Raw genomic sequence first — 26,208 nt, 5'->3', positions numbered from 1 at the left:
GAGGTGCCGTCAGCTCAGGACGGCGAGGGCGTCGATCTCGATGAGGAGGCCGGCCGGCAGACCGACGTAGACCGTGGTGCGCGCGGCGGGCGGCTGGGTGAGGCCCTGCTCCTCGAAGTAGGCGTTGTAGAGGGCGTTCATCTCGGCGAAGTGGTCCACGTCGGTGAGGTAGACGCGGATCATCATCGCGTCGTCCCAGCTCGCGCCGCCCTCTTCGAGGATCGCCCGGACGTTGGCGAGGGTCTGCAGGGTCTGCTCGCGCAGGGTGGGGCCGGCCGGCGTCGGGGGCTTGCCCTCCTCTGCGGGCAGGAAGCCGACCTGGCCGGCGACCTGGAGGATGTTGCCCTTCTTCACGCCGTGGGAGAACTTCGCGGGCGGGGTGGTGTGGGTCTTCGGGGTGAGCGCGGTCTTCTCGGTCATGCGGGGGTGCCCTTCGCTGGCGTCTCGGTCATCGGGGGGGTGCCCTTCACCGGCGTTCTTCCGGAGTACTCGCCGCTGATCGCGTCCGCGGTACGGCGCACCTGCGGGAGCAGGGTGAGGAGTTCCTCGGCGGTGACGACGACGTTCGGCGCGGACACCGACATCGCGGCGACCACCCGGCCGTCGGCGCCGCGGATCGGCGCCGCGACGCAGTTGATCGACTCCTCGTGGCCACCGAGGTCGGTGGCCCAGCCCTGTTCGCGCACCTGCTCCAGCTCCCGGAGGAACGCGGCGGCGTTGGGGGTCGAACGGGCCGTGTACAGGGGGTAGTCGAGCTTGTCCGCGAGAGCGCGGCGCTCTGGTTCGGGCAGGTCGGCGAGGAGCAGCTTGGCCACGGCGGCCACGGTGATCGCGACCGGCTTGCCGATCCGCGAGTACATGCGCACCGGGTAGCGGCTCTCCACCTTGTCGATGTAGAGGACCTCGTTCTCCTCGTGGACGGCGAGGTGCACGGTGTGGCCGCAGCTCTCGTTGAGGCGCGCGAGGTGAGGGTGGGCGATCTCGCGGATGTCGAGGTTCTCCATCGCCTCCTGGGCCAGGGCGAAGAGGCGGGCGCCGAGCCGGTAGCGCTGGTCGGACTGGCGGTAGACCAGGCCGTGCTCGTGCAGGGTGCGCAGGAGCCGCAGCGCCGTGGACTTGTGCACGCCGAGCCGGTCGGCGACCTGGCCGAGGTCGGCGGGGCCCTCGGCGAGCAGCGGCAGGATGCTCAGGGCGCGGTCGACGGTCTGACTCATGGGGTGATCGCCTCCTCCGTGGCCTGCTCGGCTTGCGTCCAGCCGGGGCCGAGTCGAAGTCTCCCCCATGCCTGGTCGTCCAGGGCTGCCAGGCGGTCGGCGTGGCCGCGGGCGGGAGGGGCGGCGAGGTCGCCGGGGACGGTGAGGGCGGCTGCCGCCGTGAGGTGGCCGTGTCTGAGGCATTCCCTCACGGGGAGGCCGCGCAGGGTCGCGGACAGGAAGCCGGCGGCGAAGGCGTCTCCTGCGCCCACCGTCGCCACGACGTCCACGGTGGGGGCGGGTTGGAAGGCGGGCGGTGCGGTGGCCGGGCGGGGGCGGGTTTCGTTCGCCCGCGCCTGCGGGGTGCCGCTGCGCCCACCCGTGCCGCCTGGGGGTCCCCCCAGGTCCTTGAGGCTTTGGGGGAGGCACGACTGCCCGAAGCCAGGCGGGCACGAAGTGCCCGCGGCTGGACGGCCGGGACGGCCGTCGAACGCCGTTGCCCCCCGAGCACCTTCCTTCACCACCAGCACGCTCGGCTCGGGGAGCAGCGCGCGGATCGCCTCCGGCCCTCCGGTGACACCCCAGGCCGCTTCGGCCTCGTCGGTTCCGACGAAGACCAGCTCGCACCTCCGGGCCAGCTCCAGCAGCACCTCGGGCCCGCCGGGGTCGCGCCACAGTCCCGGCCGGTAGTTGACGTCGAAGGAGACCGGGCGCCGACACGGGCCCGGCGCGGTGAGCATGCGCAGCAGTTCCAGGCACCCCCCGGACAACGCCGCCGTGATCCCCGACAGGTGCAGTACCCGGCCCGCGCGTACCGCCCCCAGGTCCACGTGCGCCGGTGACATCGCGGACGCCGCCGACCCCGCCCGGTAGTACGCCACCTCGTGCTGGTCCGTGGCACGGTCGCCCGCCGTGCGGAAGTACACGCCGGTCGGGCGTGCCGGATCCCGGCGCACGAAGGACACGTCGACGCCGTACGAACCGACCGTCTCCACCAGATGGTCGCCGAAGCCGTCCGCGCCGACCCGGCTGACCCAGCGGGTGGTGTGCCCGGCGGCGGCCAGCACGCAGGCCACGTTGGACTCGGCTCCGCCGATGGCGCGCTCGAAGGAGGGCACGTCCGCGAGCCGCCCCGGCCGGGTGGGCAGAAACGTGACCATGGACTCGCCGAGCGCGACGACCTCGACGGCGTCGGGGGCGAGAACGGCATCGTAAGCAGCGTCGTCGATGATGACTCCTGTCGATGTCCGGGCGGCGGCCGCGCCGTTGACCGGGTGTCGGCGAGATGCTAGACACCGATAGCACTACATGCAATGACCGTTGCAGATGTTGCAACGGTGGAGAGGGGCCTCATGAGCACCGCAGCGCTCACCCGCCTGGCCGAGGAACGCGTCGACCACCGCTTCAAGGGACTCCCGCCGGACGCCGACGGCCTGACCGTGGCCGAGCTGACCGCCCAGCGCCGCAACCTGTTCACCGGCGGCTTCACGACCCCGGTCCTCGCGCTGTCCGCCGAGCGCCTGGAGCACAACCTGGCGCTCATGGAGACGTACATGAGCCGGCACGGCCTGGCCTTCGCCCCGCACGGCAAGACCTCGATGGCCCCTCAGCTCTTCCGGCGGCAGATCGAGCACGGCGCCTGGGGCATCACCCTCGCCCTGCCCCATCAGGTGCGGGTGGCCCGGGAGTTCGGTGTGCGGCGGATCTTCCTCGCCAATGAGGTGGTGGACGCCTCCGCGCTGCGCTGGATCGCCGCCGAACTCGCCGCCGACCCGGAGTTCCGCTTCGTCTGCTACGTCGACTCCGTGCGCGGGGCGGAGCTGATGGACGCGGCTCTGCGCGGCGCCGCCCGGCCGGTGGAGGTCGTGGTGGAGCTGGGCGCGGGCGACGGCGCCCGGACCGGTGTGCGCACGGAGGCGGACGCGCGGGCGGTCGCGGACGCGGTGGCCCGCACACGGACGCTGCGGCTGGTGGGCGTGGCGGGTTACGAGGCCCAGGTGCCCGGCGCCGACCCGGAGCGCGTGCGGGAGTGGCTGACCCGGCTGGTCGCGCTCGCCGCCGAGTTCGACAGGGCGGGGCGGTTCGCCGGGGCCGAGGAGATCATGGTGAGCGCGGGCGGCAGCGAGTGGTTCGACTCGGTGGCCGACGTCTTCGCCCGGATCCCCGAACTCTCCCGCCCGGTCCTGAAGCTGCTCCGCTCGGGCGCCTACGTCTCGCACGACGACGTGCACTACAGGAGGCTCACCCCGTTCAACCGGGTCCCCGAGGAGGGTGCCCTGGAGCCCGCGTTCCGGCTGTGGGCCCAGGTCGTCTCCCGCCCCTCGGCCGACCAGGCCTTCGTCAACGCGGGCAAGCGGGACGCCGCCTACGACCTGGACCTGCCCGTCGTCCAGGTGGTACGCCGGGACGGCACGGAGCACCCGGCGACCGGGATCGAGGTGACCGCCCTGTCCGACCAGCACCTGTGGCTGGGCACCGCGCCGGACGCGGACGTCGAGGTCGGCGACTGGGTCGGCTTCGGCCTGTCCCACCCGTGCACGTCCTTCGACAAGTGGCAGCTGATCCCGGTGGCCGAGGCGGACGGGACGGTCGTCGACTACATCCGCACCTACTTCTAGGGAGCCTTTCGTGGAGGACCTGGTCATCCGGGACGCCGACGTGGTCGACGGCAGCGGGGAGCCGTCGTACCGGGCCGATGTGGTGGTCGACGGCGGCCGTGTCGTCTCGATCGTCAGGGAGGCCGCGGCGGCCGGCTGCCTGCGCCCGCGCGCCATGCGCGAGCTGGACGCGGAAGGCCTGGTCCTCTCCCCCGGCTTCATCGACATGCACGCCCACTCCGACCTGGCCCTCCTGCACGACCCCGACCACAGCGCGAAGGCGGCCCAGGGAGTCACCCTCGAAGTCATCGGCCAGGACGGGCTGTCGTACGCGCCGGTGGACGACCGCACCCTGGAGGAGGTCCGCCGGGCGATCACCGGCTGGAACGGGTACGGGGACGGCATCGAGTTCGACTGGCGCACGGTCGGCGAGTACCTCGACCGCCTGGACGGGGGCATCGCGGTCAACGCCGCCTATCTGATCCCGCAGGGCACGGTCCGCGCGCTGGTCGTCGGCTGGGCGGACCGCCCGGCGACGCCCGCGGAGCTGGACCGGATGCGGCAGCTGGTGGCCGAGGGGCTCGAACAGGGCGCGGTCGGGCTGTCCTCCGGGCTCACCTACACGCCCGGCATGTACGCCGAGGACGCCGAACTCACCGAACTGTGCCGGGTGGTGGCCCGGTACGGCGGCTACTACTGCCCGCACCACCGCTCCTACGGCGCCGGCGCCCTGGAGGCGTACGCCGAGATGGTCGCCCTGACCCGGGAGGCCGGCTGCCCGCTCCATCTCGCCCACGCCACCATGAACTTCGGCGTGAACAAGGGCCGCGCACCCGAACTCCTCGCCCTCCTCGACCAGGCGCTGGACTCGGGCGCGGACATCACGCTGGACACCTACCCGTACACCCCCGGCTGCACCACCCTGGCCGCGCTGCTGCCGAGCTGGGCGAGCGAGGGCGGCCCCCAGGAGATCCTGGCCCGTCTCGCCGACCCGGCGACCGCCGAACGCATCCGGCACGACCTGGAGGTGAGCGGCTCCGACGGCTGCCACGGCGTGCCGGTGGAGTGGGAGACGATCGAGATCTCCGGCGTGAGCGACCCGGCCCTCGGCGACTTCGTGGGCCGTACCGTCCAGGAGTCGGCTCACCTGCGCGGCGAGAGCCCGTGGACGGTGGCGCGGCGGCTGCTGACCGAGGACCGGCTCGGCCCGACGATCCTCCAGCACGTCGGCCACGAGGAGAACGTCCGCGCGATCATGCGGCACCCCACCCACACCGGCGGCTCCGACGGCATCCTTCAGGGCGCCAAGCCGCACCCGCGCGCGTACGGCACGTTCCCTCACTATCTGGGCCACTACGTACGGGAGTCGGGTCTCCTCTCCCTGGAGGAGTGCGTCGCCCATCTCACCGCGCGGCCCGCGGCCCGGCTGCGTCTGCCGGACCGCGGGCTGGTGCGCGAGGGCTACCGGGCCGACCTGGTCCTGTTCGATCCGGTCACGGTCGCGGCCGGCGCCACGTTCGCCGAGCCGCGCGGGCTGCCGACGGGGATCCCGTACGTCCTGGTCGACGGCCGCTTCGTGATCGAGGACGGCCGGCGCACGGATGTGCTGGCCGGGCGGTCGGTCCGCCGGACCGACCGCTGAGCCCGGATCACGGCTTGGGCAGGGTGCAGCCGGACGCGTCGAGGTTCAGCTTGTTGCCGGTGGTGAAGCAGGCCGGGATGGTGTAGGTCTCCTCGGCGTAGTTGATGCCCTGGCGGACGGTGACCTTGCCGCTCTCGTCCACCTCGCACGGGTTGTTCTCCGTGCAGGTCTCGCCGTCCTCGTTGCCGGTGTTGTTGACGGCCACGACCTTGCCGCTGGCGGTGTCGATCACCGGGGAGCCGGAGGTGCCGCCGATGGTGTTGCAGGAGGAGGTGTAACGGACCGAGTCCTTCCAGGTCCAGTCGCCCTCCTTCAGCCGGTACACGAACCCGTCGATGCTGCAGCTGTAGGTCCGCTTCCAGTAGCCGGAGACGACCTTGATGGAGGTGCCGGCGACGGGGTGGCTGTCGCTGACCGTGAGCGCGTTGATCCCGTACGAGCTCTTGATCTGCGCGTACGTGGTGGTCAGCCGGTAGATCGTGACGTCCGTGTCGGTCATGGTCGAGTAGACGACCTGGTTGGCGCGGAGCGTGGCGATCCTGCTGCCGGAGGAGTTCAGCAGGCCGAAGCTGCGGCTGGAGGACTGGCCGGTGATGACCTCGCCCGGGGACGGGAAACCGGTCTCCAGGCAGTGGCCGTTGGTCATGACGAGCGCGGGGTCGCTGTCGGCGGAGTTGGGGAAGCGGATGACCGAGCCGGAGCAGTTGCTGAGCGAGACGGTGCCGGCGAAGTCGACGGTCGCTCTCGGGGCCTTCGCCTGCGGCGCGGCGACCGCGGGGGCAGCGCCCACCCCGGCTAGGGCCAGGGAGGAGAGCACGGCAAGGAGAGGCTTGTTCATGTGGGGGTCCCCTCTTATGACTTGGGCGACCGGAAGACTTCCGGCCGCCCGCTCATTTGTCATGAGCATTGTGGAGTGTGAGGGGTGTCCGGGCAAGGAGTTGTATGCGACTAGTCCGCCGAGCGGGCCGCGAGAGCCGCGAGCAACAGGCTGTCGGTCAGGACGGTCAACTCCGCGCTGGACAGGGTGATGTGCGCCCCGAGTTCCCGGCACCGCGCCTGGCGGTCCGGGGTGATCCGCCCGCAGAAGAAGACGACGGGACCCTGGTAGCGCCCGCTGTCGCGCCAGCGGCGCAGGGCGTCGAGTCCGGCCTCGCTCCGCCACCCCCGCGCCACGTCCGAGAGGAGCAGGTCGACCCGGACGGCGCCGAGGACCTGCTCGGCCTCCCGGGCGTCCCGGGCGATCCACACCCGTGCGCCCAGCGCCTCCAGGCGTCCCGCTTCACTGCTGTTGTTCTCCGGGTGGTCGTCCACCCACAGCACATGTGCGCCCTCATAGGGAGTCGAGCGTGCGCGGGTCCCGTCGTAGGTGATGTCGCGCTCATCGCCGGGATACACGGACGTGACCGGCGCGGCACCGTACTGGAGCTGGCGCACCAGCTCATCGGCGTCGGCCATGGCCATCAGCTCCTGCACGAGCGTCACGAACCTCGGGTCCCGCTCCAGCGCCGGGAAACCGGTGGGCAGATACTCCTCCAGCCGGGCCAGCAACGGCCCCCACTCCTCGGGCCGGTCCCGCGGCGGCGCGGTCAGCCCGTGCCCCGAGACGCAGGAGACCGTGATCCCCCAGTCCTCCGCATCCGGCGTGTCCGACGGGCTGCTCAGCACCCTGCGGGCCCTGCGGTAGTCGAGGAACTCCCGGGCCGCGTCCGGGTGATTCCGGTCGCCCGCGAGCAGGGTCCGGTAGAAATCGGCGTAGAGGTGCTGCAGCAGCAGCGTCCTGATCACCGCTTCCGGGGCGAACCGGGCCCACACCGGGTTCAGCCCGTACTCCAGCCCGAAGCCGTTGATGAGCCGTTTGATCCGGCGCGGGTTGCGGGCGGAGCGCTCGGCGATCAGCTTGACCAGATCGTCGTCCAGCAGCTCGCGCAGACCCGAACGCAGCGCGCACCGGTGGACGTAGGCCTCGACGTCGTCCGGACTCGGCCCCGGTAACCGGTAGCTCGTCTGGAAGATCTTCTCCATGAACGCCGACCCGGCCGGTGACAGGTCCCGAAGCAGGCCCGAGGGGCCGAGGGCCGAGCGGTCGCAGCCGATGACGAAGGCCAGGCCCGGCACGTCGAGGTAGACCTTGACCGCCTCGCACACCGCGAGCACGGTCTCCTCCGAGCAGCGGTCGAGGTCGTCGATGAAGACGACGAGCAGCCGCCGGGGCTCGTACGCCGTCGACTCGGCCCACTCCGCGGCCAGTTCGCGCAGCGAGTCCCGCATCGCGTTGCGGGACGTGGGATCGGCCGACAGCTCCCGCCACAACCGGTCCACCAGCCCGGCCACCCCGAGCGGGGCCGCCGCCACGGCGGCCACCGTACGGGCCGCCGTGATCAGCGTGCGCCGCTCGGCCAGCCGGTTCAGCGCACGCCGCAGCACCCGCCGGTCGAACCGCATCAGGACGGACTTGATCAGCCCCTCCAACGCGTCCGGCCCGGTCGAGGTCCACGCGTTGTACCAGACGGCCACCGTGTCCTTCCGCAGCCGCAGCTCCGCCTCGACCAGCCGCATCAGAGAGCTCTTGCCCATCCCCCACCCGGCGTCGACCGCCAGCGTGAAGGGGGTCGACGTACGGGAGTCGTGCAGCAGCCGGGCCAGTTCCCGGGCGGCCCGGCCGGCGCCCAGCAGATCGGCGTCCGGCTCGGTCACCGGCTCGTCGTTCAACAGCGAGAACTCCATGCCCGCCCTTCCCTCGGCGAACCCAAGTTACCGCCGCGTGCCGCTACTTGGGCCTCTTCGCATGTCCCCGTCCTCTGCCCTGGCCGCCGGGCTGGAAGGGGGTCGAGACGCTGGTGCCGGGGGCCGTCGCGGCGGGGGCCGAGGGAGCCGTGCCGGGCGGGGAACCGGTGGTCGAGACCGACGGCGCGCCGGTACCGGACGCGGAGGCGCCGGCCGACGGGGACGCGGTGGACGTGACGGCGTCCCGTCCGGCTCCGCCCGTCGCGACCGGGGAAGCGGCGGCCGGGCCGGCACTCGCCCCGCCCGGTGCGCCGCCGAAGGTGCGCTGCCGGTCGCCGGAGCGCGGCGTGGCCGAGGGCCCCGAAGCCAGCAGGACGGTGACGACCGCGCCCGCGCAGACCACGCCGAGCACGCCCGCGACGACGGTCGCCCGGCGGCGCCCGCCCCGCTTCCGCCGTCGCCTGCGGTCGGCCCGGCCGGACGCCTCGGCGAAGGCCTCGCCGGGGCCGCCGGCCGAGGGTACGGCGGGCAGCTCGCGCGTCTCGTCGTACGCGTTCTGCCAGCCGTGGGCGGCGGCGGGGTCGGCGTACTCCTCGTACGAGGGGACCGCGGCCGTCTGCGGGTGGTACACGCTCGGCGGACCTCCGGCCGCACCGGCCGGTCCGTGTGCGCCGTGCGTCTCCGGCCCGAGCTCGCGTTCGGTGGACATGGCCGGGAATTGTAGAGACGTGTGTGACTCCTGTGACAGCTACCGGCGATAACGACGCAAACCTTCGAGTCTCGCGTGGCGGAAAACACGACCCATGGGGCGTGACCGGGCCGTAAGCTCGCGGGCATGCAGGTGATCCAGTCGACCAAGCTCGCCAACGTCTGTTACGAGATCCGGGGCCCGGTTCTCGAGGAGGCGATGAGGCTGGAGGCGGCCGGTCACCGCATCCTGAAGCTCAACACCGGCAACCCCGCCGCCTTCGGCTTCGAGTGCCCGCCGGAGATCCTGGAGGACATCCTCCGCAACGTCTCGACGGCGCACGGCTACGGCGACGCGAAGGGTCTGCTGGCCGCCCGCCGCGCGGTCGTGATGCACAACCAGACCATCGGCATCGAGACGGACGTCGAGCACGTCTTCATCGGCAACGGCGTCTCCGAGCTGATCGTGATGGCGATGCAGGGCCTGCTGGACGACGGCGACGAGGTGCTCGTACCGGCCCCCGACTACCCGCTGTGGACGGCGGCCGTCTCCCTCTCCGGCGGCACGGCCGTCCACTACCGCTGCGACGAGCAGTCCGACTGGATGCCCGACCTCGCCGACGTCGAGCGCAAGGTCACCGACCGCACCAAGGCGATCGTCATCATCAACCCGAACAACCCCACGGGCGCCGTCTACGACGAGGCGATGCTCCGGGGTCTGACCGACATCGCCCGCCGGCACAATCTGCTGGTCTGCTCCGACGAGATCTACGACAAGATCCTCTACGACGGCGCCACGCACACGCCCACGGCGGCCGTGGCTCCCGACCTGCTGACGCTGACCTTCAACGGCATGTCCAAGGCGTACCGGGTGGCCGGCTACCGGGTCGGCTGGATGTCGGTCTCCGGCCCGCGCGCCCACGCCGACTCCTACCTCGAGGGCCTGACGATCCTCGCGAACATGCGGCTGTGCGCGAACATGCCGGGACAGCACGGCGTGGTCGCCGCGCTCAGCGGACGCCAGTCGATCAACGACCTGGTGCTGCCGGGCGGGCGACTGAAGGAGCAGATGGACGTCGCCTACGAACTGCTCACCCAGATTCCGGGAGTCAGCTGCGTACGGCCCAAGGGAGCGCTGTATCTGTTCCCGCGCCTCGACCCGCAGGTCTTCCAGGTCAAGGACGACCGGCGGATGGTCCTGGACCTGCTGCGCCAGGAGAAGATCATGGTCGTCCAGGGCACCGGCTTCAACTGGCCCGAGCCCGATCACTTCCGTGTGGTGACATTGCCGAGCGTCGGCGATCTGCGGGACGCGGTGACCCGGATCGGGACCTTCCTGGACGGCTACGGCCAGCCGTAGCGGACGGAGACCGACGGACCGCAATCCGTGACACGACTCAACTTTAGACGAAATCCAAGCTAGGATGGCTTCCTGTCAGAGCACAGGAGGCCATCCCCATGTACGAACCGATCCGCACCAAGTCGGTCCACACCACGATGGCCGGCACCCCGTCCGACTTTCCCCACCGGTCACGCGAGGAGGAGCTGGACATCCAGCTCGCCGGGCACCTCGCCGCACTGCTCGCCGTCACCGACGAGCTGCGCGCCCTCGCCCCCTCGGACGACCTGGACACGGCCGCCGAGCGGCTCGCCGGTGACGTGGCCCGGCTGCGGGGCGGACGCACCCCGCTGCGGGCGGCGCCGGCCGCCGCCGGCGCACCCGACTCCCTGCACCGGCGGGCCCACGCGCTCGCGGGCCGCGCACTGGTCGTCGCCGCCTCCCGGGCGGACACCACGGCGGCCATCCTCGCCGCCGAGCGGATGGACGCGCACGCCGCGGCACTGGCCGAGCCGAAGGAACTGAGCACGGCCCACTGACCCCGTTCCCGGGGTCCCATGATCGGCCCCGGTCCGCGTGCACCGCAGCGACGCGCGGACCGGGCGCCATACACCGCGTCGGCCTCGGCCGACTTCCGAGCAGGTCACCTGGTCACAGATCGAGCGGGCCGCACAGGACGGGAAGCCGGCCTACAGAAGTGGACGAGGGCCCCGCACGCCGTTGTGCGGGGCCCTCGACGGTGTCACCACGGCCGGCCGTGACGATCGCTGGTCAGGGCATCCCAACCGGCCGTGGAGTCTTTCTGCGGGCCTCAGCCCAGGCGCTCGACCAGCGCGCGGTACTGGTCCCACAGCTCCTTCGGGGTGTGGTCGCCGAAGGTGTTGAGGTGCTCGGGGACGAGGGCCGCCTCCTCGCGCCAGACGTCCTTGTCGACCGTGAGCAGGAAGTCCAGGTCGGATTCGGACAGTTCGAGACCGTTGGTGTCCAGCGCGCCCTTGGCCGGCAGCACGCCGATCGGGGTCTCGACGCCCTCGGCCCTGCCGTCCAGCCGGTCCACGATCCACTTCAGGACGCGGCTGTTCTCACCGAAGCCGGGCCAGACGAACTTGCCCTGGTCGTTCTTCCGGAACCAGTTGACGTAGTAGATCTTCGGCAGCTTGGACTGGTCCTTGTCCTTGGCCACGTCGATCCAATGGGCCATGTAGTCGCCCATGTTGTAGCCGCAGAACGGCAGCATCGCGAACGGGTCGCGGCGCAGCTCGCCGACCTTGCCCTCGGCGGCGGCGGTCTTCTCGGAGGCCACGTTGGCGCCGAGGAAGACGCCGTGGTTCCAGTCGAAGGACTCCGTCACCAGCGGCACCGCGGTGGCGCGGCGGCCGCCGAAGAGGATCGCCGAGATCGGCACGCCCTTCGGGTCCTCCCACTCCGGCGCGATGATCGGGCACTGGGAGGCCGGGACGGTGAAGCGGGCGTTGGGGTGGGCGGCCGGCGTCTCGGACGCGGGCGTCCAGGCGTTGCCCTTCCAGTCGGTGAGGTGGGCGGGCTGTTCCTCGGTCATGCCCTCCCACCACACGTCGCCGTCGTCGGTGAGCGCGACGTTGGTGAAGACCGCGTTGCCCCACAGCGTCTTCATCGCGTTGGCGTTGGTGTGCTCACCGGTGCCGGGCGCGACGCCGAAGAAGCCGGCCTCGGGGTTGATCGCGTACAGCCGGCCGTCCTCGCCGAACCGCATCCAGGCGATGTCGTCGCCGATGGTCTCCACGGTCCAGCCGGAGACCGTGGGCTCCAGCATGGCGAGGTTGGTCTTGCCGCAGGCGCTCGGGAAGGCGGCGGCGACGTACTTGGACTCGCCCTGCGGCGGGGTCAGCTTGAGGATCAGCATGTGCTCGGCCAGCCAGCCCTCGTCACGGGCCATGACGGAGGCGATACGCAGGGCGTAGCACTTCTTGCCGAGCAGCGCGTTGCCGCCGTAGCCGGAGCCGTACGACCAGATCTCGCGGCTCTCCGGGAAGTGGGAGATGTACTTGGTCCGGTTGCACGGCCAGGGGACGTCCGCCTGGCCGGGCTCCAGCGGGGCGCCGAGCGAGTGCACAGCCTTGACGAAGAAGCCGCTGTCGCCCAGCTCGTCCAGGACGGCCTGGCCCATGCGCGTCATCGTGCGCATGGAGACGGCGACATAGGCGGAGTCGGTGATCTCCACGCCGATCGCGGACAGCGGGGAGCCGAGCGGACCCATGCAGAACGGGACGACGTACATCGTCCGGCCCTTCATCGAACCGCGGAACAGGCCCTGCTCACCGGCGAAGATCTCCCGCATCTCGGCGGGGTCCTTCCAGTGGTTGGTCGGGCCCGCGTCCTGCTCCTTCTCGGAGCAGATGAAGGTCCGGTCCTCGACGCGCGCGACGTCGGTGGGGTCGGAGGCGGCGTAGTAGGAGTGCGGGCGCTTGATCGGGTCGAGCTTCTTGAAGGTTCCCCTGCGGACGAGCTCCTCGCTGAGGCGCTCGTACTCGGCCTCGGATCCGTCACACCAGACCACACTGTCCGGCTGCGTCAGTTCGGCGATCTCGTTGACCCACGAGATCAATTCCTGGTGGTTGGTGGGGACGCCGGTGGGAGCCGCGATGTCGCGCGCCACGATTGCTCCTAATTGAGGGATTTTTGTCTTGTCGCCCCGTGGGGGCTGCGACCCGGATGCTTCGTAGCCCGCTCATCCGGTGCCGACCGCACTCATTTGATCATCCGATTCTAGTGCCCATCTGTCCAGAGGGCATCACAGGTGAGCGACGTGAGGAATCCCACGGTTTCCGTGATTCTTTGCGTCCACGTGGAGTTCAGCGGAAGGACTTTTTGCGTTGTGTACGCTCACCAGCGCGCTCTGACACGCGACTTACGGTGGCGTAGGTACCATGCCCCGCATGACTGCGTCCGCCCCCGACGCGCCTACGGACACGCCGGCCGACGGCCGCGATCCCGCCGCGCCCTCCCTGCCGCATCCGGCCAAGCCCAGACTCCGCGGCTGGCTGCACCTCGGCATGTTTCCGGCCGTACTCGTCGCGGGCCTCGTGCTCACCGCACTCGCCGACTCCAGCCGAGGCCGTGTCGCCTGCGGGATCTACGTCCTGACGGCCTGCCTGCTCTTCGGGGTCAGCGCGCTGTACCACCGGGGCAACTGGAGCCCCAGGATGGACGGCATCCTGCGCCGCCTCGACCACGCCAACATCTTCCTGATCATCGCGGGCACCTACACCCCGCTGACCCTGCTGCTCCTGCCCGGCGCCAAGGGCCAGTGGCTGCTGTGGGGCATCTGGGCCGCGGCCGCCGCGGGCATCGTCTTCCGTGTCTTCTGGGTCGGCGCACCGCGCTGGCTCTACACCCCCTGTTACATAGCGATGGGCTGGGCGGCCGTCTTCTTCCTGCCCGACTTCATGCGCACCGGCGGCATCGCCGTCCTGGTCCTGGTGATCGTCGGCGGCCTCCTCTACAGCGCCGGGGGCGTGATCTACGGCATCAAGCGGCCGAACCCGTCACCGCGCTGGTTCGGCTTCCACGAGGTGTTCCACTCCTTCACACTCGCCGCCTTCGTCGTCCACTACGTCGGCATCTCACTGGTGGCGTACCAGCACGCGTAACCCCTCCCGCTCCCATGGCCACGGCTCACCAGCCGTGGCCATTTTTCATGCCTGCCACCCACCATCCATTGACAGCCTCTACATTTTGATAGCTACTCTCATTTCATGGCTACTATCACTCATATCGACGACACACGACGCGATCCCCGCCGTTGGTGGGCTCTCGGAGCTCTGATCGCGAGCATGCTGGTGCTCGGCTTCGACACGACGATCCTCAACGTGGCGCTGCCGACCATGGCCGGCGAGCTCGGCGCCACGACCGGTCAGCAGCAGTGGATGGCGGACGCGTACGTCATCGTCTTCGCCGCGCTGATGCTCCCGGCAGGGCTGCTCGGCGACCGGTTCGGGCGGCGGCTGATGCTGATCACCGGACTCGTGGTCTTCCTGGCCGGCTCGGCACTGGGCACCCTGGCCGGCAGCGTGAGCGTGGTGATCGCCGCCCGCGCGGTGATGGGCGTCGGCGCCGCGCTGATCATGCCGCTGGCGCTGTCCGTGCTGCCGTCGCTGTTCACGTCCGACGAGCAGGGCAAGGCCATCGGACTCGTCTCCACCGGGTCCGCGCTGGGCATGCCCCTGGGCCCGATCATCGGCGGCTGGTTGCTCCAGCACTTCTGGTGGGGCTCGATCTTCCTGATCAACGTTCCGATGGCCGCGATCGCCATCCTCGCCTGCGTGTTCCTGCTGCCCGAGACCCGCGACCCGGCCACCCCCAAGGTCGACACCCTCTCCACCGCGTTCACCACCATCGGGCTCGGCGCCCTCATCTACGCGATCATCGAGGCCCCGGACCGTGGCTGGGGCGACCCGCTGATCCTCGCCGTGTTCGCCGCGGCGGCGGTCCTGATCACCGCCCTGGTGCTGCGCTCGCGCCGGGTGCGGCGCCCCATGCTGGACATGAGCCTGCTCGCCCAGCGCGGCTTCCTCTTCAACACCGTCGCCGCGACCCTGGTGATGTTCGTGCTGTCCGGCCTGATGTTCGTGCTGCCGCCCTACCTCCAGGCCGTCCTCGGCAACGACACCCTCGGCACCGGCGTCCGGATGCTCCCGATGGTCCTCGGCCTGTCCGTCGCCGCGAAGTTCGCCCCCGCGCTCGCCACGCGCTTCGGGGCGCGTGCCGCGGTCGGCGCGGGCCTGGTCGTGCTGGCCTTCGCCGCCCTGCTCGGCAGCCGTACGACGACCGGCTCGGGTTACGGCTTCACCGCCCTGTGGCTCTCCCTCGCGGGCCTCGGATTCGGCTTCGCCCTCGTACCCGCCATGACCGCCGCCCTCGCGACCCTGCCCCGGGACCGGGCCGGCAGCGGCTCCGGTCTGCTGATGACCCTGCGCCAGGTGGGCTCCGCGATCGGTATCGCCCTGCTCGGCAGCCTGCTGGCCGACGTCTTCCGGGACCGTCTCGACGTGACCGGGCTGCCCGCACCGGCCGCCGACACCGCCGGGAACTCGGTCGTCGCCGCCCACCTGATCGCGCACAGGACCGGCTCCGCACACCTCGCCGCCTCCGCGAACAGCGCGTACGTCCACGGCATGGGCGTGGTCCTGCTGGTGTGCGCGATCGCGGCCCTCGTCTCGGCACTGCTGGCCGCCGCTCTCCTGCCCAACACCCCGGTCGCACGACGCACGGAACGCGCGGAGTCCCCGGTCGTGGCAGAGCCCGTGGGAGATGCCGGACAATGACGGTCATGACGGCAGCACACTCCCCCACCTCCGCCGCCGACCGACCCCGCCTCGGCCTGCGCGAACGCAAGAAGATCAAGACCCGGGAGGCGATCCGCACGGCGACGTACGCCCTGATCGAGGAACAGGGCTACGACGCCACGACGATCGACCAGATCGCCGAGCGGGCGGAGGTGTCGCCGTCCACCGTCTTCCGTTACTTCCCGACCAAGGAGGACATCGTCCTCACGGACGAGTACGACGCGATCCTGCTGGACGAGCTGCGCGCCCGCCCCGCGGACGAGCCGCTCACGCACTCCCTGCGGTACGTGATGCGCAGGGCCGTCACCCTGGGCATGAACGAAGGGCCCGAGGTGACCCGGCTGAGGGCGAGGCTGATCGCGGAGGTCCCCGCCGTCCGTGCCCGCATGTTCGAGAGCATGGCGGCCACCGGGCTGCTGCTGCGCCGGGCCGTCGCGGAGCGTTCGGGTCTGGAGCCGGACAGCCTGGAGGTGCGGGTGTATGCGATGTCCCTCATCGGCGGGCTGATGGAGGTCTCCATGTACTGGGCGGAGAACGGCCACGAGGGCGAGCTGCACGACCTCATGAACCACGCCCTGGACGTCCTGGAACACGGTCTGCCCACCGAAAACCGATGAGGCCCGAGCCGTTCCGCATGCCATGCTGACGAGGTGAACGGTCCCGAGATCCATGTCGAAGTCGCCCCCGCGCTGCATCTGTTCGTGCCGCCCGCCCGGCGCGCCCGCGCCACCGCGCTCGGCACGGACGGCGTCTCGACCCTCGGCCATGTGATCGAGTCCCTCGGGATCCCCCTGACGGAGGTCGGCGCGCTGGTGGTGGACGGCCGCGAGGTGCCGACGTCCCACATCCCGGCGGCGGACGAGCGCGTCTCGGTCCGCGCGGTGCAACGGCCCCAGCGGGTTCCCGGCGCCCCGCTCCGCTTCCTCCTCGACGTCCACCTCGGCACCCTCGCCCGCCGCCTGCGTCTGCTCGGCGTGGACACGGCGTACGAGTCGACCGACATCGGCGACCCGGCGCTGGCCGCACGCTCGGCCGCGGAGAGGCGGGTCATGCTCAGCCGCGACCGGGGCCTGCTGCGCCGCCGCGAACTGTGGGCCGGGGCGTACGTCTACAGCACCCGCCCCGACGACCAGCTGCGCGACGTCCTGGACCGCTTCGCCCCCGGCCTGCGCCCCTGGACCCGCTGCACCGCCTGCAACGGCCTGCTCGCGCAGGCCACCAAGGAAGAGGTCGCCGACCAGCTCAAGGGCGGCACGCAGCGCTCGTACGACGTCTTCGCCCAGTGCACCGACTGCGGCCGCGCGTACTGGAAGGGCGCGCACCACGACCAACTGGAAGCGATCGTGGAACGCGCCCTGGCGGATTTCAGCGGACGGAAGTGACTAACGCACGTCGCCCTTCCCGCAAGCAACGCCGTCCCTGTCGCGGTCCAACCCAAGGGGATCATCACCGCCGTTGACCTTCAGCCGCCCGTAATGGTTCCGCTGAAGCCAAGCGCAGCGCCCCGCTGCCGTCTTCCTCACCTGCGGCGGAAACGCCGTCGGCACGCACACGTTGACCGACCCGTAGTGCCGGTCGCACCCGGAGATCGTGGTGCTGACCTTCTGGGAGGACCGCTTCTCGCCCGGCCCCCACGTCCCGCCCTTCAGTCCGTCGGCGAAGGAGTGGACGTGCGGCGAGGCGGCGGACGCGCCGAGGGCCGCCGGACCGGTCAGGTGCACCCACCGGGCCACCGAGGGAACCCCGCCCGCGTCCACCGCGAAGAGCATGTACCAGCCGGGCGGGGCGATGTTCGGGTTGTTCGTCACGTTGAGGTCGACGTTGTCGCCGTCCACGCTCAGGGGCAGATCCACGAACCGCTGGTTGGGGTCGGAGGAGTGGGTGACCGCGGCCGGGCGGATCAGCTCGGCCTCGGCGACGGGCCGGTCGACGGTGATCCGCTGGGTGTCGCCGTACTTCCACTCCTGGTTGATCACCGAGGTGATCGTCGGCCGGGTGCCCTTGTAGAGATAGGGCGGGGTGTAGATCGACACGTTGTGGTTCCAGGTGCCGTTGCCCGGGTTGTCACCGGTGGCCATCACGCGGCCGTCGGGCAGCAGGAACGCCGAGGAGTGGTAGCCGCGGGACTCGGGGTCGGCGGCGACCGGGTCGAAGGTGTTGGTGTCCGGGTCGTAGACCGAGGACTCGTACACCGGGTCGGCGCGGTTGTGCAGGGCGCCGCCCGTCTCCAGCACCTTGCCGTCGGGCAGCAGTACGGCGGAGACGTACATCTTGCCCTGGTCGCCGGTCTCGGCGACCTTTCCGTTGCCGAGGTCCACCGTGCCCTGCGGGACGGGCGGCCCGGCGATGTAGGACGGGCTCGCCTGCTTGAGGTCGATCAGGTCGGTCAGACGACCCGCGTCCGGGTTGGAGTCGATGTTGCCGCCGCCGATCGTGAGGACCTTCTGGTCCTGCGCCGGAGGCAGCAGCACGCTCGCCGACTGGTCCCGTTCGTCCTTGTCCCGCAGCCCCGGGATCCGGGTGACCGTGTTGGCGTTGTAGTCGTAGATCGCGGAGCCCGTGCCGGGGATGTTGTTCCCGAAGACATGGCTGCCCGTGTAGAAGAGCCGGCCGTCCTGCATGAGGACCATCGACGGGTACAGCCCCCAGTACGACCAGGTCTGGTTGACCTTCCACAGCGGCAGCCACCGCTGGTCCTCGTCCGACCACAGCTCGTTGGTGACGGAGCCGGTGGAGTCCTCGCGCAGGCCGCCGAAGGAGATGACGTCACCGTTGCCCAGCTCGGTCGCCGAGGGGTACCAGTGGCCGTCGTTGAGGTCGTTGGTCTTGCTGTAGGTCTCGGTCTTCGGGTCGAAGACGTACGAGTCCTTGAACCCCTCGTAGCCGTGCCCGCCCGGGACCGGGTACGCCTTGTTGCCGCTCATGACGAGCACCCGCCCGTCCTGGAGCTGCACATGGCCCGCGCAGAACATGTCCTTGGGCGTGGGGATGACCTTGTAGGTGCCGTTCGCCGGGTCGTACACGGCGGACGTGAAAGTGCCCGCGTCGAAGTTCTCCTCGCTGTTGCCGGAGCCCGCGATCAGCAGCACCTTGCCGTTGTCGAGCACGACGGAGTGCATGGAGCGGACCGGGTTCCGCGTCGGCAGCACCGACCAGCTGCCGTTGGCGCACTGGTCGTTCGTGCCCGTGCACTGGGCGGGCGGGAGGGTGTCCGGGACCTGCTCCATGGTGTAGTCGTCGGTGGTCGCCGAGCCGGTGCCGTAGACGGAGACGCCCCAGGTGATCCGGTCGGTGCCGGCCGGGACCTCGGGGGTGCGGACCGTGGCCCGGGTCCAGGCGGACGCCATGTCCAGGGTCTTGAGGTCGGTCCAGTACTGCCAGCCGGCGGTGGCGTCGTGCCGGAAGAGGGTGATGCCGGCGTCCGGGGTCGTGGTCTTGTACCAGAGCCCGAGGTCGTACTGCCTGCCCGCGCTCACCACCGGCGCGCAGTCCGTCGACTCGGTGATCAGGGCCTTGCGGTCGCCGTCGACCCGGCGGGTCAGCGTGACCTTCATCGCCTTGGCCCCGGAGTGGGCGTCGGAGGTGGTCTCGAATCCGAAGTCGTTGTCGCCCCAGCCCGACTTCTCCCAGCAGTACGGCATGTCGTCCGGGCCGGCGCTCTCGAAACCCGGGTTCTTCACCAGGTTCGCGGCCTCGGCCGGCTGCGGCGCGGTCAGGAGCAGACCGGCGGTCAGGGCCCCCACCCCGACCAGCGCGGTCCGTCTGCGGTGCTCGTTCACACGGCTCTCCTTGCGGTCGTACGGTTCCCCCGCCGGCGCGGGAGATAGACCAGCGCTTCGGTCCCCACGAAGCGCAGGACGAACGTCAGCACCAGCGCGAGCGCGGTGGCGGGCAGCGCGCCCATGCCGAACCGGCCGACGAGCAGCGCGATCAGCGGGATGCGCAGCACCAGGTCCGCGTTGGCGAGCAGCGCGAACCGGCCCAGACGGTCCCACCAGCGGCGGTGCGCCCGCCGGTCACGGAACAGCAGGTGCTCGATGAGCAGGAAGTTCCAGGCGACACCGAACTGGTTGGCGAGGATCTCGGCGGGTACGTAGTGCAGGCCGAGCGCGGTCAGTGCCCACAGTCCGGCCAGGTTGGGCACGAAGCCGCTCGCGCCGATCAGCCCGAAGCCGACCATGCGGGCGACGGGTGAGGCGGTGCGCAGCCCGGCCAGGTGGCGCAGGAAGCGCAGGCCCTCCTGCGCGCTCGACTTGGACTCCCCCGCGAACCGGTCCTGGAAGACGAACGGCACCTCGGCGACCTGCCGGGGGCGGCTGCGTACGGCCAGTTCCAGGAGGATCTTGTAGCCGAGCGGCTTGAGCGCCTCGGCGGTGACCGCGCTGCGCCGGATGGCGAAGAAGCCGCTCATCGGGTCGCTGATGCCGTGCAGCCGGCGCGGGAAGAGCGCCTTGGTCAGCCAGGTCGCGCCGCGCGAGACGGCCACCCGGTAGCTGCCGGCGAGCCCGGCCCGGCTGCCGCCCTCGATGTACCGCGAGGCGACGACGAGAGCGGCGTTCGCCCGCTCGCCGGTGGCCACCAACTCCGGTACCAGGGACGGCGGATGCTGGCAGTCGCCGTCCATGACGACGATCCACTCCGAGGTCGCCGCCTTCAGCCCCTCGACCACGGCGCCGCCGAGCCCGCCGACCGGTTCCTCCCGGTGCAGCACGGCCACCGGGAACGGGCAGTCCTGGGCGGCGTCGCGGATCACCTCGGGGGTGTCGTCGGTGGAGTCGTCCACGAAGACGACCTCGCAGGGCAGCCGGGCGGGCACCGCCTCGGTGATCTGGCGCAGCAGCCGCCGGATGTTCGCGGACTCGTTGAAGGTGGGGACGACGATGGTGACGGCGCCCGGCTCGGGTACCTCGACCGCTTCCAGGCCCGGGACGGGCGCGGTGTACTCGTGGCCGCTCATCGCGCGCCTCCCGCGGCTGCCGTCCGGATCTGCCGGATCTCGATGCGGTCGTCCCCGGTGCCGAAGGTGGCGACCGGATCGGAGTGCCGGATGGCGGCCCGGACGTTCGGCAGGTCCTTGGCGTCACGGCGGACGGTCGGCGAGGCGACGACGTAGTCGAGGTCCCGCCAGCCGTGCGGCATGGTCTTGGTGACGGCCGGGTCGAGGTCGGCCTTGTAGAACCAGATGACGCCGGGCCCGGGCCGGTATCCGGCGTGCACGAGGTCCAGCCAGAGGGCGTCGTCGACGAGGACCCGGGTGCGCCGCGGGTTCTCGACCCGCGTGCTCAGCCAGGTGGAGGCCTGCCGGTAGGGCTTGTTGGCGTCGGCGGTCAGGGCGGTGCGGTCGCCGTCGTACCAGTGCGGGACGACATAGGCGCCGGCGGCGAGGGCGAGGGCGGCGGCGAGCGTGTACCGGCCGCCGGTGAGGAACCTCTTCTCGTCCTCCTCGCGCCACCGGCGCAGCACCGCGTGGGTCACGGAGGCGGCGCCGCCGGCCAGGACCAGGGCGAGGAAGGGCAGGGCGCCGATGATGTACATGGCGGGCAGATAGCCGCCCGGGCGCATGGCCACGGCGGCCAGGACCGCCACGGCCAGGGCCGGTCCGGCGAGCGCTCGGGCGGTGACGGACCAGCGCCAGGTGACGATCAGCAGCAGGGCTCCGGCGAGGCCGCCGAGGGGCAGGACACGGTCACAGTACAGCCAGGAGCGCAGCACTCCGTACGAGCCGGATGCCCGGTCCAGGATGAAGCCCGAACCCGGCCTGGACATCTGGTACTTGATCCCGTCCCACAGCGAGACGTGCCCGGCGCCCGGGAGCAGCTCGCCCTTGAGCAGGGCGAAGAGCGGGTAGGAGAAGCCGATCAGGGCGCAGGCGGTGACGGCACCGGTGAGCGCGAACTTGCGGGTGTCGCGGTGGCTGTGGCGCCACATGGTGACGAACAGGGCGGGCAGGACGACGAGCATCGTCTCCTTGGTGAGCACGCCCGCGGCGGCCGCGAGGCCCGCGCCGAAGTGGTGCCACAGATGGCGGCTGGGCGAGGCGGCCAGGCAGAACGCCAGCAGCAGCCACATCACGGCGATGTTGTCGAGGAAGATCTCCCGGCTGAGCACGACCGCGAGCGGGGAGAGTCCGAACAGGGCCATGCCGAGCCCGGCGGCCCAGCGGGGCAGGGACAGCCGCCGCCCGAGGGCGTAGACCAGGACCGCGCTGACGGCGGTGACGACGAGCATGATGACCCGCATGGAGCCGACGGTCATCGAGCCGGGGCTGAGCGCCGAGGGTATCCAGCTGAGCAGGGCGATCTGGATCCAGCCGAGCGGCGGGTGGTCGTACCAGTAGGTGTAGTGGGCCAGGCCCCTGCCCTGCTGGACGGCCCAGGCCTGGGCGAGATAGGTGCCCTCGTCGTCGCTGAGGGTCGGGTAGTCGGCGATGTTCCAGCCCTGGACGACGAGGATCGCCACCAGCAGGGCGCCGCACAGCAGCAGGTCGGAGCGGGAGGAGCGGAGCCGCTCCGGCGGGCTTGTCCGGCCGGCCGGACGCGCCTCAGGCGCAGGCCGGGGCTGCGCGGGGACCTTCTGGGTGGTCACCGCGGGAAGAGTGGAGGTCACGCGGCAATGTCCTCTCGGATGGGCTCGGCCGCGGTGAGGTGCGCGCCGACGTGAGTGGTCAACTCCCATTCGTTCCGGCCGCGTTGCTCGCGCCACACTGCGCGGATCGCGGCTCCGGCGAGGAGGACCTGGTAGAAGGGGCCGCCCACGACGAGCTTCACGTAGTGGACGAGGCGGACCCTGAGGCCGTACTGCTTGCCGAAGTCGTGCAGTCCGACCACCTCGAAGACGAAGGTGACGGCGGCGGTGACGAGCGGCAGGAAGGTGAGGAAGGCGATGCCGACGGGCACGTCGAGGAGGAGCGCGACGGCCGCGTTCAGCGGGATGATCACGCCGGAGAAGGCCTGCAGGAACGGGGTCATCAGGGTGTACCGGGCGAGCAACCGCTGCCTGAGCGCGGGCAGTTGCTTCCAGTCCTTCTTCCGGTACACCTGCAGGAAGCCCTGGTTCCAGCGGGTGCGCTGCTTGAGCAGCGACATCAGCGAGCCGGGGGTCTCCTCGCGGGTGACCATGTCGGAGTCGTAGGCGACGACGACCTTCTTGCCGACGCTGGACAGACGTACGCCCAGGTCGCAGTCCTCGGCCAGGCAGTCGGGGTCCCAGCCGTCCGCTTCCCTGAGGACGTCGGTCCGTACGAACACGGTGTTGCCGCCGAGCGGGATGAACCCCTCCTGCGCGTGCAGGTGCAGCCGGGAGCGGAACCAGAAGAAGTACTCCAGGCAGTTGCGCAGGCTGTACCAGCTGGAGTGGAAGTTGATGAGCTGGACACCGCCCTGGACGACGTGCGCTCCGGTCGTCCTGAAGGCGTGGTCGACGTGGGCGAGCAGTTCCGGATGGACCTGGTCCTCGGCGTCGAAGACCCCGACGACGTCACCGCGGCAGTGCGGCAGCGCCGTGTTCATGGCCTTGGGCTTGTTCTTCTTCTCGTGGGCGTCGACGACCACCCGCACCCGCGGGTCACGGGCGGCGGCCTGCTCGGCGACCGCCGTGGTCCCGGGGTCGTCGTGCCCGACGATCACGATGATCTCGAAGTCGGTGTGGGTGGACTCCAGCAGCCGCTGGATGGTGTGGTCGAGCACGGCCTGCTCGTGCCGGGCCGGCAGAAGCAGGGAGAACGACAGATGCTCGCCGCCGTCCGGTCTGCCGAACCGGGTGGAGGCGAGCACCTCGGGCGTGCGCCACGCGTGCATCTGCCACCACAGAGTGAAGGCCGCCATCCAGAACAGCGCGAGTGAAACGGCAGCGACGAAGACAGACGTCAGCACAAAGATCCCCCCAGATCCCCATTACCCCCGGTGCACACGACGGTGCGTCACACCCGTCGCGCGCAGTGGAGACAGTAGGAGGGAACTGTGAAGCGCAAGAGCTGTTCCGATAAATAGCGTGTTTCGGAACGTGGTGCGGGAAGCGGTAATATCCGAACACCCGCTCACATGCGGACAGTTCGCCGCCTCCGCCGCCCCCTTCCGCTGCGCCGATCAGCGGGTGTTCAGCGCCGCGGCCAGCCGCTCCGGATCCGTCGTCGGGGCATCACAGGTGAAGTTGCGGCAGACGTACGCCGCCGGTTCGCCTCCGACGAGCGGACGGTCGGCGAGCAGCGGGAACTCGTCACTGTCCGGAGTCCCGGCGGCGACGACCGCGCCCGGCGCGGTACCCAGAAGTGCCGTGCGATGCAGGGAAGTTGTCCGCTCGTCGGTCGGCGAAGGCCCGACCACGGCGACCTCCCGGGGCCCGTCGAGCAGCGCCTCGGCGGCGGCCAGCCCCCAGCCGATGAACCGGGGCACGCGCGGCCCGAGCGTCTTGACGACCCCCAACGCCCTTTCCGCCGCGGTCCGGTGGGGTTCCGAGCCGGTGTGGGCGGCGTAACCCAGCAGGGCGCCGGCCGCCGCGCTCCAGCCGGACGGGGTGGCGTTGTCGGTGGGGTCCTGGGGCCGGCGGATGAGCTGCTCGGCGTCGGAGGCGGTGTCGTACAGGGCGCCGCTCGCGGGGTCGGTGAAGCGGGCGAGCACATGGTCGAGGAGCAGACCGGCGAAGTCGAGCCACACCCCCTCCCCCGTCACGGACGCGAGCGCCAGGAAGCCCTCGGCGACGTCGGCGTAGTCCTCCAGCACACCCGCGTTGGGCCCCACCCGGCCGTCCTTGCTGGTGCGGGCGAGCCGGGCGTGCTCGTCGAGATGCACGCGTACGAGGAGGTCGGCGGCGCCGAGTGCGGCTTCGACGAGGTCGGGCCGGCCGAAGTAGGCGCCGGTCTCGGCGAGTGCGGCGATCGCGAGCCCGTTCCAGGCGGCGACGACCTTGTCGTCGCGTCCGGGGGCGGGGCGCCGGGCCCGCTCCGCCAGCAGCCGTTCCTTGACGGATGCGACCTTCTCCGCATCGAACACACCCTCGTTCAGCGGGAGTTGGAGGACGGACTGCCCGTGCTCGAAGGTGCCTTCCTCGGTCACCCCGAAGTGCTGGGCGGCGAGTTCGGCATCGTCGCGCAGTGCCTCACGGAGCTGCTCGGGTGTCCACACGTAGTACGCGCCCTCGACGTGCCGGCCGCTCCCGTCGTCGCTGTCGGCGTCGAGCGCCGAGGCGAACCCGCCCTCCTGGGTGCGCAGTTCGCGCACCAGGAAGTCGGCGGTCTCCAGGGCGACCCGGCGGGCGAGGTCCGAACGGGTCGCCCGCCACAGATGCGCGTACACCCGGCACAGCAGGGCGTTGTCGTACAGCATCTTCTCGAAGTGGGGCACGACCCAGTCACGGTCGACGGAGTAGCGGGCGAAGCCCCCGCCGAGCTGGTCGTAGATCCCGCCCCGGGCCATGCGCTCGCAGGTGTCCTGGGCCATCTGCAGCGCGCCCTCGGCGCCGGTGCGCGCGTGATGCCGCAGCAGGAACTCCAGCACCATGGACGGCGGGAACTTCGGCGCGCCGCCGAATCCGCCGCGCTGCGGGTCGTACTCCCGGGTGAGCCCGAGAAGGGCCTGGGCGAGTTCCGGCTCGCCGGGCGGCTCGGCACCCTGGTGGCTGATCTCCCGCTGGGCGAGGTCGCGCACGATCTTCCCGGCGACCTCGGCGACCTCGTCCCGCCGCTCGGTCCAGGCCTGCCTGACGCCCTCCAGCACCTGCCGGAAGGAGGGCATGCCGTGCCGGGGCGCGGGCGGGAAGTAGGTGCCGAAGTAGAAGGGTTCGCCGTCCGGGGTGAGGAAGACGGTCATGGGCCAGCCGCCCTGGCCGGTGGCCGCCTGGACGGCCTCCATGTAGACGGCGTCGACGTCCGGGCGTTCCTCGCGGTCGACCTTGACGCTGACGAAGTGCTCGTTGAGGTAGTCGGCGGTGACCTGGTCCTCGAAGGACTCGTGAGCCATGACGTGACACCAGTGGCAACTCGAATACCCGACGCTCAGCAGCACGGGTTTGTCGGTCGTGCGGGCCTCGTCGAAGGCCTCGGCCGACCAGGGCCACCAGTCGACGGGGTTGTCGGCGTGCTGGAGCAGATACGGGGACGTCTCATGGGCCAGTCGGTTCACCGTTCCACTCTCCCACGGGCTCCGGAACGGCGTAGAAACGCATCGCCACCGGGCGCGCCCCCTCCGGGGCCTCTTCGCGCGGGTGGCCGTGGCGTTCGAGCAGGGCGTGATAGTCGCGCATGAAGGAGAGCAGTTCCTCCCGGGTCATCCACGCGCCATGGCGCTGGACCTGGGCCCAGCCCTCGGGGCCGCGGTACTCCCGGTGGGCGCGGCGGTAGAGGGCGGTGTCGACCTCGATCTTGAGGTGGGCGAGCTGCTCCGCGGCCGCGTACTCCTGCGGGGACATCGTGGCCGGGTCGGGCGTGGTGTGGCTGAAGGGCAGGGACCGCCACCACCTCTCCCGCCCGCCGGACTTCTCCGGAATCTCCTCGATGAGCCGCTGCTCGGCGAGTTTGCGCAGGTGGTAGCTGGTGGTGCCGGAGCTTTCGCCGAGTTCACGGGCGAGGACGGTGGAGTTGGCCTCGCCGTGCCGGCCGAGGTAGTCGAGGATCCGGCGGCGCAGGGGATTACCGAGGGACTTGTAGAGGGCGGTGCGCTCAAGGCTGGTCATCTCGGGCATGCCGTCGGTCATGCCGTCACGGTAACCC

At 71.0% G+C, this 26,208-nt stretch carries 21 protein-coding genes; 8 read left to right on the top strand and 13 right to left on the bottom strand.

Annotation, left to right across the window (positions count from 1 at the left end; all coding sequences use genetic code 11):
• Positions 1-9: 9 nt before the first annotated feature.
• The 3 genes from AVL59_RS05645 to AVL59_RS05635 are packed head-to-tail and all read right to left on the bottom strand — an operon-like array spanning position 10 to position 2,353.
• Complete coding sequence (locus tag AVL59_RS05645; protein WP_067300085.1) at positions 10-420, bottom strand: RidA family protein; 411 nt, start codon at positions 418-420, stop codon at positions 10-12.
• Positions 417-1,214 (bottom strand): IclR family transcriptional regulator, encoded by a 798-nt coding sequence (locus AVL59_RS05640; RefSeq protein ID WP_067300084.1) that lies wholly within the window; start codon positions 1,212-1,214, stop codon positions 417-419. The genes AVL59_RS05645 and AVL59_RS05640 overlap by 4 nt, the downstream gene beginning before the upstream one ends.
• A complete protein-coding gene (locus AVL59_RS05635) occupies positions 1,211-2,353 on the bottom strand; it encodes a sugar kinase (protein WP_079146536.1) in 1,143 nt (380 codons plus the stop codon). The genes AVL59_RS05640 and AVL59_RS05635 overlap by 4 nt, the downstream gene beginning before the upstream one ends.
• A 192-nt stretch (positions 2,354-2,545) precedes the next feature.
• Here AVL59_RS05635 and AVL59_RS05630 point away from each other — a divergent pair, with 192 nt between their 5' ends.
• Both AVL59_RS05630 and AVL59_RS05625 read left to right on the top strand, forming a co-directional pair.
• On the top strand, positions 2,546-3,811 hold the full coding sequence (locus AVL59_RS05630; protein ID WP_067300082.1) for an amino acid deaminase: 1,266 nt from the start codon (positions 2,546-2,548) through the stop codon (positions 3,809-3,811).
• Positions 3,812-3,821: 10 nt separating this feature from the next.
• Positions 3,822-5,432, top strand: a complete 1,611-nt coding sequence (locus AVL59_RS05625) for an N-acyl-D-amino-acid deacylase family protein (RefSeq protein WP_067300081.1) — start codon at positions 3,822-3,824, stop codon at positions 5,430-5,432.
• A 7-nt stretch (positions 5,433-5,439) separates the two neighbouring features.
• Here AVL59_RS05625 and AVL59_RS05620 read toward each other — a convergent pair whose 3' ends face one another.
• The 3 genes from AVL59_RS05620 to AVL59_RS05610 all read right to left on the bottom strand — a co-directional run bounded on the left by AVL59_RS05620 (position 5,440) and on the right by AVL59_RS05610 (position 8,865).
• Positions 5,440-6,270 carry a trypsin-like serine peptidase gene (locus tag AVL59_RS05620; RefSeq protein ID WP_067300080.1) on the bottom strand — a complete coding sequence of 277 codons (831 nt, stop codon included), beginning with the start codon at positions 6,268-6,270 and terminating at the stop codon, positions 5,440-5,442.
• Positions 6,271-6,380: 110 nt separating this feature from the next.
• On the bottom strand, positions 6,381-8,156 hold the full coding sequence (locus tag AVL59_RS05615; RefSeq protein ID WP_067300079.1) for a P-loop NTPase fold protein: 1,776 nt from the start codon (positions 8,154-8,156) through the stop codon (positions 6,381-6,383).
• 43 nt (positions 8,157-8,199) lie between these two features.
• The gene (locus AVL59_RS05610) at positions 8,200-8,865 is read right to left on the bottom strand and encodes a hypothetical protein (RefSeq protein WP_237281441.1); all 666 of its coding nucleotides are present in this window, start codon (positions 8,863-8,865) and stop codon (positions 8,200-8,202) included.
• Positions 8,866-8,991: 126 nt separating this feature from the next.
• Between AVL59_RS05610 and AVL59_RS05605 the strand changes: the two genes are divergently transcribed.
• Positions 8,992-10,203, top strand: a complete 1,212-nt coding sequence (locus AVL59_RS05605; protein ID WP_067300078.1) for a pyridoxal phosphate-dependent aminotransferase — start codon at positions 8,992-8,994, stop codon at positions 10,201-10,203.
• 98 nt (positions 10,204-10,301) lie between these two features.
• Entirely contained in the window at positions 10,302-10,721 is a 420-nt protein-coding gene (locus tag AVL59_RS05600; RefSeq protein ID WP_067300077.1) for an SCO4983 family protein, read from the top strand.
• A 272-nt stretch (positions 10,722-10,993) separates the two neighbouring features.
• Here the strand turns inward: AVL59_RS05600 and AVL59_RS05595 are convergent, their stop codons facing one another.
• Positions 10,994-12,817 (bottom strand): phosphoenolpyruvate carboxykinase (GTP), encoded by a 1,824-nt coding sequence (locus AVL59_RS05595; RefSeq protein WP_067300076.1) that lies wholly within the window; start codon positions 12,815-12,817, stop codon positions 10,994-10,996.
• Between the two features lie 280 nt (positions 12,818-13,097).
• Here AVL59_RS05595 and trhA point away from each other — a divergent pair, with 280 nt between their 5' ends.
• From trhA to AVL59_RS05575, 4 genes are all read left to right on the top strand, one after another.
• The gene (trhA, locus tag AVL59_RS05590; RefSeq protein ID WP_067300075.1) at positions 13,098-13,811 is read left to right on the top strand and encodes a PAQR family membrane homeostasis protein TrhA; all 714 of its coding nucleotides are present in this window, start codon (positions 13,098-13,100) and stop codon (positions 13,809-13,811) included.
• A 105-nt stretch (positions 13,812-13,916) separates the two neighbouring features.
• On the top strand, positions 13,917-15,485 hold the full coding sequence (locus AVL59_RS05585; protein WP_067300074.1) for an MFS transporter: 1,569 nt from the start codon (positions 13,917-13,919) through the stop codon (positions 15,483-15,485).
• A gap of 5 nt (positions 15,486-15,490) precedes the next feature.
• Positions 15,491-16,123 carry a TetR/AcrR family transcriptional regulator gene (locus AVL59_RS05580; protein WP_443732246.1) on the top strand — a complete coding sequence of 211 codons (633 nt, stop codon included), beginning with the start codon at positions 15,491-15,493 and terminating at the stop codon, positions 16,121-16,123.
• Positions 16,124-16,156: 33 nt separating this feature from the next.
• Positions 16,157-16,888 carry a Mut7-C RNAse domain-containing protein gene (locus AVL59_RS05575; protein ID WP_067300072.1) on the top strand — a complete coding sequence of 244 codons (732 nt, stop codon included), beginning with the start codon at positions 16,157-16,159 and terminating at the stop codon, positions 16,886-16,888.
• Here the strand turns inward: AVL59_RS05575 and AVL59_RS05570 are convergent, their stop codons facing one another.
• The 6 genes from AVL59_RS05570 to AVL59_RS52000 all read right to left on the bottom strand — a co-directional run bounded on the left by AVL59_RS05570 (position 16,889) and on the right by AVL59_RS52000 (position 26,192).
• Entirely contained in the window at positions 16,889-19,285 is a 2,397-nt protein-coding gene (locus tag AVL59_RS05570; protein ID WP_067300071.1) for a glyoxal oxidase, read from the bottom strand.
• Entirely contained in the window at positions 19,282-20,463 is a 1,182-nt protein-coding gene (locus tag AVL59_RS05565; RefSeq protein ID WP_067300070.1) for a glycosyltransferase, read from the bottom strand. Before AVL59_RS05565 ends, AVL59_RS05570 begins: the two co-directional genes overlap by 4 nt.
• Positions 20,460-22,112 carry an ArnT family glycosyltransferase gene (locus AVL59_RS05560; protein ID WP_067300069.1) on the bottom strand — a complete coding sequence of 551 codons (1,653 nt, stop codon included), beginning with the start codon at positions 22,110-22,112 and terminating at the stop codon, positions 20,460-20,462. The genes AVL59_RS05565 and AVL59_RS05560 overlap by 4 nt, the downstream gene beginning before the upstream one ends.
• Entirely contained in the window at positions 22,109-23,377 is a 1,269-nt protein-coding gene (locus AVL59_RS05555) for a glycosyltransferase (RefSeq protein WP_067300068.1), read from the bottom strand. The genes AVL59_RS05560 and AVL59_RS05555 overlap by 4 nt, the downstream gene beginning before the upstream one ends.
• Before the next feature lie 213 nt (positions 23,378-23,590).
• Complete coding sequence (locus AVL59_RS05550) at positions 23,591-25,621, bottom strand: thioredoxin domain-containing protein (protein WP_067300067.1); 2,031 nt, start codon at positions 25,619-25,621, stop codon at positions 23,591-23,593.
• The gene (locus AVL59_RS52000; RefSeq protein ID WP_067300066.1) at positions 25,602-26,192 is read right to left on the bottom strand and encodes an ArsR/SmtB family transcription factor; all 591 of its coding nucleotides are present in this window, start codon (positions 26,190-26,192) and stop codon (positions 25,602-25,604) included. The genes AVL59_RS05550 and AVL59_RS52000 overlap by 20 nt, the downstream gene beginning before the upstream one ends.
• Positions 26,193-26,208 lie beyond the last annotated feature (16 nt).

The sequence above is a fragment of the Streptomyces griseochromogenes genome, from assembly GCF_001542625.1.
In the GTDB taxonomy this organism is placed as follows: domain Bacteria; phylum Actinomycetota; class Actinomycetes; order Streptomycetales; family Streptomycetaceae; genus Streptomyces; species Streptomyces griseochromogenes.
This window is presented reverse-complemented; position numbering and strand designations above follow the sequence as displayed.

Excerpts from the sequence above, each read along its gene's own strand:
- AVL59_RS05645 (WP_067300085.1), bottom strand. The coding sequence starts at position 420 with ATGACCGAGAAGACCGCGCTCACCCCGAAGACCCACACCACCCCGCCC.
- AVL59_RS05640 (WP_067300084.1), bottom strand. The coding sequence starts at position 1,214 with ATGAGTCAGACCGTCGACCGCGCCCTGAGCATCCTGCCGCTGCTCGCC.
- AVL59_RS05635 (WP_079146536.1), bottom strand. The coding sequence starts at position 2,353 with ATGGTCACGTTTCTGCCCACCCGGCCGGGGCGGCTCGCGGACGTGCCC.
- AVL59_RS05630 (WP_067300082.1), top strand. The coding sequence starts at position 2,546 with ATGAGCACCGCAGCGCTCACCCGCCTGGCCGAGGAACGCGTCGACCAC.
- AVL59_RS05620 (WP_067300080.1), bottom strand. The coding sequence starts at position 6,270 with ATGAACAAGCCTCTCCTTGCCGTGCTCTCCTCCCTGGCCCTAGCCGGG.
- AVL59_RS05615 (WP_067300079.1), bottom strand. The coding sequence starts at position 8,156 with ATGGAGTTCTCGCTGTTGAACGACGAGCCGGTGACCGAGCCGGACGCC.
- AVL59_RS05610 (WP_237281441.1), bottom strand. The coding sequence starts at position 8,865 with ATGTCCACCGAACGCGAGCTCGGGCCGGAGACGCACGGCGCACACGGA.
- AVL59_RS05605 (WP_067300078.1), top strand. The coding sequence starts at position 8,992 with ATGCAGGTGATCCAGTCGACCAAGCTCGCCAACGTCTGTTACGAGATC.
- AVL59_RS05600 (WP_067300077.1), top strand. The coding sequence starts at position 10,302 with ATGTACGAACCGATCCGCACCAAGTCGGTCCACACCACGATGGCCGGC.
- trhA (WP_067300075.1), top strand. The coding sequence starts at position 13,098 with ATGACTGCGTCCGCCCCCGACGCGCCTACGGACACGCCGGCCGACGGC.
- AVL59_RS05585 (WP_067300074.1), top strand. The coding sequence starts at position 13,917 with ATGGCTACTATCACTCATATCGACGACACACGACGCGATCCCCGCCGT.
- AVL59_RS05580 (WP_443732246.1), top strand. The coding sequence starts at position 15,491 with ATGACGGCAGCACACTCCCCCACCTCCGCCGCCGACCGACCCCGCCTC.
- AVL59_RS05565 (WP_067300070.1), bottom strand. The coding sequence starts at position 20,463 with ATGAGCGGCCACGAGTACACCGCGCCCGTCCCGGGCCTGGAAGCGGTC.
- AVL59_RS52000 (WP_067300066.1), bottom strand. The coding sequence starts at position 26,192 with ATGACCGACGGCATGCCCGAGATGACCAGCCTTGAGCGCACCGCCCTC.